At 71.1% G+C, this 12,410-nt stretch carries 11 protein-coding genes; 7 read left to right on the top strand and 4 right to left on the bottom strand.

The window, feature by feature from the left end; genetic code table 11:
* Positions 1-172: 172 nt before the first annotated feature.
* Positions 173-388: a hypothetical protein gene (locus tag L942_RS11390; protein ID WP_037358666.1), complete on the bottom strand. Its 216-nt coding sequence runs from the start codon at positions 386-388 to the stop codon at positions 173-175.
* A gap of 395 nt (positions 389-783) precedes the next feature.
* Between L942_RS11390 and L942_RS11385 the strand changes: the two genes are divergently transcribed.
* Together L942_RS11385 and L942_RS11380 are read left to right on the top strand one after the other, a co-directional pair.
* The gene (locus tag L942_RS11385) at positions 784-1,920 is read left to right on the top strand and encodes an SDR family oxidoreductase (RefSeq protein ID WP_037358664.1); all 1,137 of its coding nucleotides are present in this window, start codon (positions 784-786) and stop codon (positions 1,918-1,920) included.
* Positions 1,917-2,546 carry a phosphoribosyltransferase gene (locus L942_RS11380; protein WP_037358661.1) on the top strand — a complete coding sequence of 210 codons (630 nt, stop codon included), beginning with the start codon at positions 1,917-1,919 and terminating at the stop codon, positions 2,544-2,546. The genes L942_RS11385 and L942_RS11380 overlap by 4 nt, the downstream gene beginning before the upstream one ends.
* Here L942_RS11380 and L942_RS11375 read toward each other — a convergent pair whose 3' ends face one another.
* Positions 2,547-3,542, bottom strand: coding sequence for an inorganic phosphate transporter (locus tag L942_RS11375; protein WP_037358658.1), 996 nt, complete (start codon positions 3,540-3,542; stop codon positions 2,547-2,549).
* Entirely contained in the window at positions 3,543-4,157 is a 615-nt protein-coding gene (locus L942_RS11370; RefSeq protein ID WP_037358652.1) for a DUF47 domain-containing protein, read from the bottom strand.
* A gap of 100 nt (positions 4,158-4,257) precedes the next feature.
* On the opposite strand from L942_RS11370, the gene ku reads away from it, so the two are divergent.
* Positions 4,258-5,181 carry a non-homologous end joining protein Ku gene (gene ku, locus L942_RS11365; protein ID WP_037358645.1) on the top strand — a complete coding sequence of 308 codons (924 nt, stop codon included), beginning with the start codon at positions 4,258-4,260 and terminating at the stop codon, positions 5,179-5,181.
* 6 nt (positions 5,182-5,187) lie between these two features.
* On the opposite strand, the gene L942_RS11360 is transcribed toward ku, so the two are convergent.
* Positions 5,188-7,140 carry an aconitate hydratase gene (locus tag L942_RS11360; protein ID WP_037358643.1) on the bottom strand — a complete coding sequence of 651 codons (1,953 nt, stop codon included), beginning with the start codon at positions 7,138-7,140 and terminating at the stop codon, positions 5,188-5,190.
* 98 nt (positions 7,141-7,238) lie between these two features.
* Between L942_RS11360 and L942_RS11355 the strand changes: the two genes are divergently transcribed.
* The 4 genes from L942_RS11355 to L942_RS11340 are packed head-to-tail and all read left to right on the top strand — an operon-like array spanning position 7,239 to position 12,349.
* Positions 7,239-7,574 carry a hypothetical protein gene (locus L942_RS11355; protein ID WP_037358640.1) on the top strand — a complete coding sequence of 112 codons (336 nt, stop codon included), beginning with the start codon at positions 7,239-7,241 and terminating at the stop codon, positions 7,572-7,574.
* A gap of 10 nt (positions 7,575-7,584) precedes the next feature.
* Positions 7,585-9,396, top strand: coding sequence for a glycoside hydrolase family 15 protein (locus L942_RS11350; protein ID WP_037358638.1), 1,812 nt, complete (start codon positions 7,585-7,587; stop codon positions 9,394-9,396).
* A gap of 53 nt (positions 9,397-9,449) precedes the next feature.
* Positions 9,450-11,243: a thiamine pyrophosphate-requiring protein gene (locus tag L942_RS11345; RefSeq protein ID WP_037358635.1), complete on the top strand. Its 1,794-nt coding sequence runs from the start codon at positions 9,450-9,452 to the stop codon at positions 11,241-11,243.
* Positions 11,240-12,349 (top strand): enolase C-terminal domain-like protein, encoded by a 1,110-nt coding sequence (locus L942_RS11340; protein WP_037358632.1) that lies wholly within the window; start codon positions 11,240-11,242, stop codon positions 12,347-12,349. Before L942_RS11345 ends, L942_RS11340 begins: the two co-directional genes overlap by 4 nt.
* The last annotated feature ends 61 nt before the right edge of the window (positions 12,350-12,410 follow it).

Genomic DNA, 12,410 nt, shown 5'->3' with positions numbered 1-12,410 from the left:
GACCACTGAGAGCCGTACCGGGAGCCCGAGGGCAGCTGGGCGCGTGCCGGATTCCCCGCTCCGCCGTCCGTGAAGGGCTCCTTGAGGGAATCGGCTTCCTTCAAGGAGCCCTTCACGGACCTCCACAGCGCGACCACCGAAGCTGCCCCGGGGCGGATGACGGCCCCGAGCGTCAGCCGTCGGCCGGCCGCGACAACACGGCCAGCCGGGGACGGCGCGTTTCCCCCAGTCCCGGCCCGGGCCGATGCGCCCGGCAGACCGTGCACACCACCGCGTGGCTGACCGGCGTCCCGTCCTCCTGGACCAGCCTGCCCACGTGCACCGCCTCGCGGCCGCATTGTCCACAAGGGACGGTCGCGCTCTCCGGGTCCACCAGCAGCCTGCTCATCTCGTGCTCCCTCCGACGAGGCCCGCCGATTCCCGGCGGGTGCGCTCGCCCGCCCGGTTACCCTCGCGCTTCCCGGGCAAACCGGACGCTTGCGCCGTTTCCGTTTGGCCTGGCCAGGAGCGGGTAAGCCGTCGGCCAGGCGGAAGGGAGCAGGCGATGGCCGCGCACTGGCAGCCGGCGCAGGCGACAGCTGCTCGCCACCGGCGTGCGCGTGGGCACTGCGCTTCTTCGGCGCGCCATCGTGCACTCGGGGTGGCCGTGCCCAAGCCCGCCTATCCGCCGAAGGCGCCGCACGGCTTCGTGCCGGCGGCGATCGCGGGGTGCGGGCACGTCGCCCGCCACGAGGGTCTGCGACCGCCGACTCGCCGGACTTCCGGTCCGGGGAAAGGAGTTCCATGCCGCCCGTCGTAGTCGTCACCGGGGCCAGCGCCGGAGTGGGCCGGGCGGTCGCCCGGGCCTACGGAAGCCGCGGAGCGAAAGTCGCCTTGCTCGCGCGGGGCGAGAAGGGGCTCGCCGCCGCGGCGCAGGAGGTCCGGGAAGCCGGGGGCACGCCCCTGGAGCTGCCGACGGACGTGGCCGAATTCGCCCAGGTCGACGCCGCCGCGACCCGTGCCGAGGAGGAACTCGGGCCGATCGACGTCTGGGTGAACGTCGCGTTCAGCTCGGTGTTCGCCCGGTTCGCCGACGTCAAGCCGGAGGAATACCGCCGGGTCACCGAAGTGACCTACCTCGGGTTCGTGCACGGCACGATGGCCGCGCTCAAGCGGATGAAACCCCGGGACACGGGCACGATCGTCCAGGTCGGCTCGGCGCTCGCGTATCGCGGAATCCCGCTGCAGAGCGCGTACTGCGGGGCCAAGCACGCCATCCAGGGCTTCAACGAAGCGCTGCGCTGCGAACTTCTCCACGAGCACAGCGGAATCCGCACGACCATGGTGCAACTGCCCGCGGTCAACACGCCGCAGTTCAGCTGGCTGCTGTCCCGCCTGCCCGAGCACGCCCAGCCGGTCCCGCCGATCTACCAGCCCGAGCTCGCCGCCCGCGCGGTGCTGCACGCCGCCGACCACCCGCGCCGCCGCGAGTACTGGGTCGGCACGAGCACCGCCGCCACCTTGCTGGCCAACGCCGTCGCGCCCGGCCTGCTCGACCGGTACCTCGCCCGCACCGGCTTCGGCGCGCAGCAAACCGGCCAGCCCCAGCGGCCGGGCCAGCCCGCGAACCTGTGGGAACCGGCGGACGGCCCGCGCGGGTTCGACTACGGCGCGCACGGCGAGTTCGACGAGCAGGCGAAAGCACACGACATCCAGCCGGTGCTGAGCCGCCACCACGGCGCGGTGGCGGCCGGGCTCACCGCGTCCGTCCTCGCCGTCGGAGAGCTGGTACGCCGCACGACGACCAAGGACTCGCGCGGGAAGCGAGGCAAGCAGGCGAAAGGCAGTCCAGCGCTCCGGCGTTATCCCGGTGCCATCGCCGCTGGCCTGACGATTGCCGAGAAAATGCTGCGCCGCGCCCCGAAGAAGGGCCGCCGGTGAAACCGTTCCGGAACCGTGCCGACGCTGGCGCCCAGCTGGCCGCCGCCTTGGGCCGCCGGGAGTGGGCCGACCCGCTGGTCTTCGGGCTCGCCCGCGGCGGGCTGCCGGTCGCCGCCCCCGTCGCGCGAGAGCTGGACGCGCCGCTGGAGCTGCTGGTCGCCCGCAAAATCGGTGCGCCAGGACGGCCGGAACTCGGGCTCGGCGCGGTCACGGCGGACGGGCCGCCGTACTTCGACCGCACCGGGCTGCGCGCGCTCGGGCTGACGCCGGACGACCTGTCCCGGCAGGTCGAGGACGCCCGTACCGAGGCCCGGGACCAGGTACGCCGCTATCTGGGCGAGCGCGCCCCGCGCTCCCCGGCAGGACACGACGTGGTGGTGGTCGACGACGGCGTAGCCACCGGCGGGACCGCGATCGCCGCGCTGCGGGCGGTGCGGTCACACGCGCCGCAGCGGCTGGTTTTCGCCGCCCCCGTCGGCGCACTGTCCGCAGTGGACAAACTCGCCCGCGAGGCAGACGAAGTCACCTGCCTGGAAACCCCGCGGGAATTCCATGCCGTCGGCGAGTTCTACGCGGACTTCAGCCCCACCAAGGACAACGAAGTCCTCGCCCTGCTCCCCGGCTGATCAGCCCACCGCCGACAACGCCCAAAACACCAGCGCGGCAACCCCCGCCGCCGCCGGGAACGTCAGCACCCAGCCCAGCACGATGTCCCGCGCGATCCCCCACCGCACCGCCGAAAGCCGCCTCGTCGCCCCCACGCCCATCACCGCCGCCGTGATCACGTGCGTGGTCGAGATGGGGGCCTTCACGGCGAAAGCGGTCAAGTACAGCACCGACGCCCCGACCGATTCCGCGACGAACCCGTGCGGCGGGTCGAGCGGAAACACCCGGCGGCCGAGCGTCCGCATGATCCGCATGCCGCCCGAGCACGTGCCGAGCGACAGCGCCCCGGCGCACACCAGCGTCACCCACAGCGGTACCGCGAAGGTGTCCTGTTTACCCGCCGCGATCAGCGCCAGGACGAGCACGCCCATCCCCTTCTGCGCGTCCTGCAACCCGTGTCCGAGCGCCAGCGCCGAGGCCGACACGATCTGCAGCCGCCGGAACACCCGGCCGCTGCGGTGCGGATTCCTCCGTCGCAGCAGCCAGAGCACCGCCACCATCGCCGCGTAGCCGAGCCCGAGCCCGAGCAGCGGCGACGCGACCATCGGCACCAGCACTTTCTCCACGATGCCGGTCCAGTGCACGGTGCTCGCCGCGGCCAGCGCCGCCCCGACCATGCCGCCGATCAGCGAATGCGACGACGAGGACGGCAGGCCGAAATACCAGGTCACGAGGTTCCACGCGATCGCGCCGACCAGCGCGGCGAGCACCACGGTCAGCGCACCCGGGCCGGCCGGGACGTCGATGATTCCTTTCGCGACGGTCGCGGCGATCCCGGTCGACAGCAGCGCTCCGGCCAGGTTCATCACCGCGGCCAGCACGAGCGCGGTGCGCAGCGGGAGCGCCCGGGTCGAAACCGCGCTGGCGATCGCGTTGGCCGCGTCGTGGAAACCATTGGTGTAGTCGAAGAAGACCGTCAGCACCACGACGGCGACCAGCGCGGCGGTGCTGTCCACTCAGGACTCCTTGACCGCGATGGTCTGCACCACGTCCGCGACGTGCTCGAAGCCGTCGGCCGCCAGTTCGAACTGTTCGACGACTTCCTTCGCCTTGAGCACCTCGAGCGCGTCGGCCCCGGGCCGGAAGAGGTCGGCGAGCATCCGCCGGTAGGTGTGGTCGGCCTCGTTCTCCAGCGCGTTGATCTCGATCCAGTACGGCGACAGCTCGCCGACCTTCGCGAGCCCCGGCATGGACTCGGCGGTCAGTTCCGCGGCGCGGCACAGCACCCGCAGCATCCCGTCGGTGCCCGGCGGGAACTTGTCGAGCCGGTAGAGCACGGCGAGGTCGGCGGCGGTGTCCAGGAAGTCGAGGACGTCGTCGATCCGCGCGGCCAGCGCCTGGATGTCCTCGCGGTCGAACGGCGTGACGAACGTGCTGTTCAGCTCGACCATGATGGTGTGGGTCAGGTCGTCGCCGGCGTGTTCGACCTCGTGCAGCCGGGCCGCGACGGCCTCCCGGTCCGGGGGCGCGGCCTCGGTGAGTTCCCGCAGGAGCGCGGTGGCGGTGACGAGGTTCGCGGCCGCGTCCGCGAGCAGCTGGAAGAACTGGCTTCCGCGAGGTTTTATGCGCATCGGGAGATCACTTACCCCGATTCACCCTCGGTTACACGGGCGCCGTGTTCCCGATGCCCGCTCTGGGTACCCGGTGGGCACCAGGGAGGAAGGAGCGCCGATGCGTCCGGTCTGGCAGGGGTCGCTGTCGTTCGGGCTGGTCAACGTCCCGGTGCGGATGTACAAAGCGGTCGAGGACCACGCCGTGCACTTCACGCAGTTCCAGCGCGGAACGCGGGACCGCATCCGGTACCGGCGGGTCAACGAGCGGACCGGCGACGAGGTGCCCTACGACGACATCGTCCGCGGCCGGGAGGTCGGCGACGACGAGTACGTGCTGGTCGAGCAGAAGGAACTCGACGAGATCGCCCCGGGCCGGTCGCGCTCGCTCGAGGTGGAGAGCTTCGTGGACCTCGAGGAAGTCGACCCGGTGTACTTCGACCGCGCCTACTGGCTCGCGCCGGCCAAGGAGGAGGCACAGCGCCCGTACGTGCTGCTGCTCGACGCGCTCGCCCGCCGGGACAAGGCGGCGGTGGCGAAGTTCGTCTTCCACGGCCGGGAACACCTGGCGCTCGCCCGGGCCGGCGACGGCGTGATCGTGCTCAACACGCTGCATTACGCCGCCGAGGTGCGCAGCACGAAAGACGTTCCGCAGCTGCCGGCCAAGGCCAAGACCAACGACAAGGAACTGGACCTGGCGGTCAAGCTGATCGACGCGATGTCGCAGCCGTGGAAGCCTGAGGAGTTCCGCGACACCTACCGCGAGCGGGTGGACGAGCTGATCGAGGCCAAGCGGGCCGGCAACACCGTCACGCCCGCCGCCGAACCGGAGCAGCCGACGAAGGTGGTCGACCTCATGGAGGCGCTGGCCAACAGCGTGCGCGGCAGCCGCAAGCCGCGCAGCTCGGACAGCCGCAAATCGAGCACTCCGGACCTGTCCGAGCTGTCCAAGACGGAGCTGCAGAAACTCGCGAAGGAACGCGACATCAAGGGCCGCTCGAAGATGTCCCGCGACGACCTGGAGGCCGCGCTCAAGGCCTCCTGACCACCGTCAGTGCAGCGCCCGCGCCAGCTGCGGGATCCGCCCGCCGGCCAGCAGCACGTCGACTTGGCGCGGGGACAACTGGTGCCGCGCGCGGTATTCCTCGTCCCGGGTCCGGTTGCGGACGACGAACTCCGCCGTCTCGGCCAGCCGGTGCAGCCCGGACACCGCCAGCACGTCGTCGCGCTCGACCTTCTCGCTGTCCTCGGCGTCGGCGAACTCCAGCGGCAGCACGCCGAAGTTGACCAGGTTCTGCCAGTGGATCCGGGCGAACGAGCGGGCCAGCACCACGCGCAGGCCCAGGTACCGGGCGGTGATCGCGGCGTGCTCGCGCGACGAGCCCTGTCCGTAGTTCTCGCCCGCCACCACGAAATGCGCCGAGCCCTCCGCCGCGCGCTTCGGGTAGTCCTCGTCGATCCGGGTGAACGTGAACTCGGCCAGCTTCGGGATGTTCGAGCGGTACGGCAGGGCGCGAGCCCCGGCGGGCGAGATCTCGTCGGTCGACACGTTGTCCCCGGCCTTGAGCAGGACTGGGCCCTCAATCTCGTCCGGCAGCGGGTCGAAGTCCGGCAGCCCGGCGACGTTCGGCCCCTTCACCAGTTCCTCGTGCCGGGCCTCGTCCTCGGGCAGCGGAGCGGCGAAGACGCGCGGGTCGGCCGCCGAACGGGCCGGTCCGGCGACGCGCGGGTGCGCGAGGTGGTGGGCGGTGGCGTAGTCGCGCGGATCGGTCAGCACGCCGGTCAGCGCGGACACCGCCGCGGTCTCCGGCGAGCACAGCCACACCGCGTCGTCCGCGGTGCCGGACCGGCCGGGGAAGTTCCGCGGGAAGGTGCGCAGCGAGTTCGTGCCGGGAGCGGGCGCCTGGCCCATCCCGATGCAGCCGAGGCAGCCCGCCTGGTGCACGCGGGCGCCGGCCGCGACGAGGTCGGTGAGGTGCCCGCTGCGGGCCAGTTCGACGAGGATCTGCCGCGACGTCGGGTTGACGTCGAAGCTGACCGAATCGGCCGTCTGCCTGCCCCGGACGACGGCCGCGGCGACGGCGAAGTCCCGGAACCCGGGGTTGGCCGACGAGCCGAGCACGACCTGCCCGACCGGCGTTCCGGACACCTCGCGCACCGGCACCACGTTGCCCGGCGAAGACGGCTTCGCCACCAACGGCTCCACAGTGGACAGATCGATCTCGTCTTCGACGTCGTAGGAAGCGTCCCGGCCGGCGCGCAGGTCGCGGAAGTCGTGTTCGCGCCCTTCCGCCCGCAGGAACGCGCGGATCGCCTCGTCCGCGGGGAACACGGTCGCGGTCGCCCCCAGCTCGGCGCCCATGTTGGCGATCACGTGCCGGTCCATCGCGCTCAGGCAGGCCAGGCCCGGCCCGTGGTACTCGATGATCCGGTGCCGTCCTCCGCTCACGCCGTGCCGGCGCAGCATTTCCAGCACGACGTCCTTCGCCGAGACCCACGGCGGCAGCTCGTTCTCCAACCGGATCCCCCAGATCTCCGGCATGCGCAGGTAGAGCGGCTCACCGGCGATGGCCAGCGCCACCTCGAGGCCGCCGACGCCGACGGCGAGCATGCCCAGCGCGCCGGCCGCACACGTGTGCGAATCCGAGCCGGCAAGGCTCTTGCCCGGCACGCCGAACCGCTCCATGTGCGTCGGATGCGACACCCCGTTGCCCGCCTTGGAGAACCACAGCCCGAACCGGCGGCACGCGGAGCGCAGGTACGCGTGGTCCTCGGCGTTCTTCTCGTCGGCCTGCAGCAGGTTGTGGTCGACGTACTGGACGCTCAGCTCGGTCCGCGCGCGGTCGAGCCCGAGCGCCTCGAGTTCCTGCATCACGAGCGTGCCCGTGGCGTCCTGGGTCAGCGTCTGATCGACCCGCAGGCCGATTTCGGTCCCTGGTTCGAGCCGGCCGGCGACCAGGTGCTGCGCCAGCAGCCGTCCGGCGAGAGTCTGTTCGCGTCCCACTCGCGACCGGGTACCCGTTCCGGCCGCGGCGAACCGCGATGTTTCCGTCCCGGCGGCGCGGGCAATCCGGGGATCAAGAACGGCGGAAGGAGACTGGGATGCCGCAGCAGGCTTGGAGTTCGAAACGCGAACGGCAGTACCAGCACATCGAGGAGTCGCAGGAAGAGCGCGGCGCGAGCAAGAAGCGCGCGAAGGAGATCGCCGCCCGCACGGTGAACAAGAACCGGGCGCAATCGGGCGAATCGGACCGCGCGAGCAAGACTTCGCTGCGGGACAAATCGCCGCAGAAACGCGGCGGGCAGCGCTCCGGCAAGCGGCTCGGCCCGGGCGGGCCGACGCGCGACCAGCTGTACAACGAGGCCAAGAAGCGCAATATCCACGGCCGGTCCACGATGACCAAGAAGGAACTGGCGAAGGCGCTCGGCCGGGACTGACTCCGCTGCGATGAACCAGCGCCCGATCGAGGATTACGCGCTGCTCGGCGACTTGCACACCGCGGCGCTGGTGTCGCGGGAAGGTGCGGTCGAGTGGCTGTGCCTGCCGCGGTTCGACTCCCCCGCGTGCTTCGCCGCGCTCCTGCACGACGAAAGCGCGGGGGTGTGGCAGCTCGGGCCCGCGGACGGCGGACCGGCGACCCGCCGTGCCTACGTCGGCGATTCCCTCGTTCTCGCCAGCGAGTGGGAGACCGCCGACGGTGCCGTGCGCGTGCTCGATTTCATGCCGCCGCGCGACGGGGCGGCTGATCTGGTCCGGATCGTCGAAGGACTGCGCGGCCGAGTCCCGATGCGGACTTGCCTGCGGCCGCGGTTCGACTACGGGTCGGTGCGGCCCTGGATGCGGCATCTCGACGGACGATTCGACGCGGTCGCCGGCCCGGACGCGGTCCGGCTGACCACGCCGGTCGACGTGTCCGCCGAGGGGCGGGCCGAGTTCACCGTGGCCGAGGGCGAGCGCGTGCCGTTCGTGCTGACCTACCACGCCTCCTACCAGGAACGGCCCGAGCCGGCGGACGCCGAGAAAGCGCTGGCGCACACCGAACGGTTCTGGGCGGACTGGATCAGCCGCTGCCGGTACGACGGCCGGTGGCCCGGCGCGGTGCGGCGGGCGCTGATCACCCTGAAGGCGCTGACCTACGAACCGACCGGCGGCATCCTCGCCGCGCCCACGACGTCGCTGCCGGAAAAGCTCGGCGGCGAACGCAACTGGGACTACCGCTACTGCTGGCTGCGCGACGCCACCTTCACCCTGCAAGCCCTCGTCGGCACCGGCTATCCGGACGAGGCGCGAGCGTGGCGCGAATGGCTCGTGCGCGCGGCGGCGGGGGATCCCGCGCAACTCCAGGTCCTCTACGGGCTCGACGGTTCCCGCCGGGTTCCGGAGTCCACTTTGGACTGGCTGGACGGGTACGCCGGTTCGGCCCCGGTGCGCATCGGGAACGCCGCGGCCGGGCAGATCCAGCTCGACGTGTGGGGCGAAGCGCTCGACGGTCTGCACCTCGTGCGCGAAGCCGGGCTTCCGGTGATCCATCCGGCCTGGGACCTGCAACGCGGATTGCTCGATTTCCTCGAAAGCCACTGGGATCAGCCTGACCGCAGCCTGTGGGAAGTACGCGGCGAACCGCAGCATTTCGTGCATTCCAAGGTCATGGCGTGGGCGGGCGTCGACCGCGCCGTCCGCACGGTGGAACGCCACGAACTCGACGGGCCAGTCGACCGCTGGCGGGCGCTGCGCGACCGCATTCACGAAGAAGTCTGCCGCGAGGGTTTCGACGCCGAACGCAACACTTTCACCCAGTTCTACGGTTCGCGCGGCCTCGACGCCGCCTTGCTGCTCATCCCCCGCGTCGGCTTCCTCCCCGGCAGCGATCCCCGGGTGCGCGGAACTGTCGACGCGGTGCGGAAAGAGCTGTCCCGCAACGGTTTCGTCCATCGGTTCGATCCGGACGCCGACCCTCGCACGAGCGAATTGCGCGGCGGCGAAGGCGCGTTCCTGCCGTGCAGTTTCTGGCTCGCCGACGCATTGCACGGCACCGGCCGCACCGAGGAAGCCATCGAGGTTTTCGAGCAGATGCTGGCGGTCCGCAACGACGTCGGGCTGCTGAGCGAGGAATACGACGCGGCCGCCGGAAGGCAGCTGGGAAACATGCCGCAGGCCTTCAGCATGGTCGGGCTCGTCAACACCGCGCGCCACCTCGACGGCGCGGAAACCACCACCAACGCGACCGGGCCGGAACAGGGGCTGCGCGACGACGTGTAACGCCCCCGGCCTCCGGGTAGCCGGGGAAGACTCAACGCACGGGAGGACTTGTCATGACCGAGACCGTCGGCGATTACCTGCTTTCGCGGCTGCGTGACTGGGGCGTGGAACAGGTGTTCGCGTACCCCGGGGACGGGATCAACGGTCTCGTCGCCTCCTTCGGCAAGGCGGACAACCAGCCGCGCTTCGTCCAGGCCCGGCACGAGGAGATGGCCGCCTTCTCCGCGGTCGGCTACGCGAAGTTCAGCGGTGCCGTCGGCGTGTGCATGGCGACCTCCGGGCCGGGGGCGATCCACCTGCTGAACGGGCTTTACGACGCGAAACTCGACCACGTGCCGGTCGTCGCGATCGTCGGGCAGACGGCGCGCACCGCGATGGGCGGCAGCTACCAGCAGGAAGTCGAACTCCAGGCGCTGTACCGGGACGTGGCGAACGAGTACTGCATCGAGGTGAACGTCGCCGAGCAGTTGCCCAACGCGCTCGACCGGGCGTTCCGGGTCGCGCAGGCGTCTCGCACGCCGACCGCGCTGATCATCCCGGCGGACCTGCAGGAAGAGCCGTACGAACCGCCGCAGCACGCGTTCAAGCAGATGCCGTCGAGCCCGCCCGGGACCGCGTGGCCCAATCCGGTGCCGCCGGAACCCGCGATCAGCGAGGCCGCCGACGTGCTCAACGCCGGGGAGAAGGTCGCGATCCTCGTCGGGCAGGGCGCCCGCAAGGCGGTCGACGAGGTGAAGCAGGTCGCGGACCGCACCGGGGCCGGGGTGGCGAAAGCGTTGCTGGGCAAGGATGTCCTCCCCGACGACCTGCCGTACGTGACCGGCGCGATCGGGTTGCTGGGCACCCGGCCGAGCTACGAGATGATGCGCGACTGCGACACGCTGCTGATCGTCGGCTCGAATTTCCCGTACAGCCAGTTCCTGCCGGAGTACGGCCAGGCCCGCGCGGTGCAGATCGACCTCGACGGCCGGTTCATCGGCATGCGCTACCCCACCGAGGTCAACCTCGTCGGCGACGCCGCGGCGACCCTGCGCGCCCTGCTGCCGAAGCTGAACCGGACCGAAAACCGTTCGTGGCGCGAGAAAATCGAGAAGAACGTCGCCGACTGGTGGACCACGATGGACCAGCAAGCGGAGGTCGACGCGAAACCGGTCAACCCGATGCGGATCGTGCACGAGCTGTCCCGGCAGATCCCGGGCGACGCGATGGTCACCGCCGATTCGGGCTCGTCGACCAACTGGTACGCGCGCAATCTCCGGATCCGCGAAGGCATCCGCAGCACGCTGTCGGGCACGCTCGCGACGATGGGCCCCGGCGTGCCGTACGCGATCGGGGCCAAGTTCGCGCATCCCGACCGGCCGGCGATCGCGCTGGTCGGCGACGGCGCGATGCAGATGAACGGGATGGCCGAGCTGATCACCATCGCCCGCTACCAGGGGCTGTGGACGGACCCGCGGTGCATCGTCTGCGTGTTCCACAACAACGACCTCAACCAGGTCACCTGGGAGCTGCGGGCGATGGGCGGCGCGCCGAAGTTCGAGGAATCGCAGTCGCTGCCGGACGTCGACTACGCCGGATTCGCGCGCAGCATCGGCCTCGAAGGCGTCAACGTGGACGAGCCGGGCGACCTCGCTTCGGCGTGGCGGACCGCGTTCGCCGCGGACCGGCCGACCGTGCTCGACGTGCGGTGCGACGCCGAGGTGCCGCCGATTCCGCCGCACGCGACGTTCGAGCAGATGAAATCCGTGACCGAGTCGGTCCTCAAGGGCGATCCCGAAGCGTTCCACCTGATGTTCCAGGGCGCGAAGACGAAGCTGCAGGAGTTCCTGCCCGGACGGTCGCGGTGACCGTCGCGGCTCCGCACATCGAACGGATCGACGCGCGCGCCTACCGGGTGCCGACTCCCTCGCCGGAGGCCGACGGCACGCTCGCCTGGGACTCCACGACGCTGGTCGTGGCCCGGGTGCGGGCCGGCGGCGCCGACGGACTCGGCTGGACGTACGCCGATTTCTCCTGCGTCCCGCTGATCGAGGGCAAACTGGCCTCCGCGGTCGTGGGCAAGCCGGCACTGGATCCGCCCGCGTGCTGGACCGCCATGCAGCACGCGATCCGCAACCTCGGCCGCGTCGGTCTGGTCTCTTGTGCGCTGTCCGCTGTGGACATCGCGATCTGGGACGCCGCCGCGCGGCTGCTCGACGTTCCGCTGAGCCGGCTGCTCGGCCGGGTGCACGACGAGGTCGAGCTCTACGGCAGCGGCGGCTTCACCTCCCAGGACGACGACGAGCTGGTCGCCCAGCTCGACCACTGGGTCCGCAAGCAGCGCATTCCGCGGGTGAAGATCAAGATCGGCGAGTCCTGGGGCTCCGCGGTCGCCCGCGACATCGGCCGCGTCCGGCTGGCGCGGGAGACGATCGGGGACGACGCCGCGCTGTACGTGGACGCGAACGGCGGCTACTCGGTCGGCCGGGCCCGCCGGATCGCGAAAACGTTGCGGGAGTTCGGCGTGACCTGGTTCGAGGAGCCGGTGTCCAGCGACGATCTGCCCGGGCTCGCGCAGCTGCGCACGCCGGACGGACCGGACATCGCGGCCGGCGAATACGGCTACGACCTGCCGTACTTCGCGCGGATGCTGCCTTCGGTGGACTGCCTCCAGGTCGACGTGACGCGGTGCGGCGGCTACACGGAATGGCGTCGCGTCGCCGCGCTGGCCGCTGCCGCGAACCGCGAAGTCTCCGCGCACTGCGCGCCGAATCTGTCCGCGCACGCGGCCGCGGCGACCCCGAATTTCCGGCACCTCGAATGGTTCGCCGACCACGACCGGATCGAACGGGAACTGTTCTACGGCGGCCTCGATCCCAGCGGCGGCCGGGTCGCCCCGTCGATGTCCACTGCCGGGCACGGGCTGCGTCTGCACGCCGACGCGGCCGCCGAATACGCGGTCCAGGAGGGCTGATGAGACACCCTCTGTCAACCTCAGGCCGCCGAGGGAGGCTGGTGGGCTTGCTGCCGGTTGC

Origin of the sequence: Amycolatopsis orientalis DSM 43388 (genome assembly GCF_000411975.1) — a bacterium.
GTDB classification, from domain to species: Bacteria; Actinomycetota; Actinomycetes; order Mycobacteriales; family Pseudonocardiaceae; genus Amycolatopsis; species Amycolatopsis orientalis_D.
Note: the sequence above shows the minus strand (reverse complement) of the source record. Positions and strands in the feature narration are given on the sequence as shown.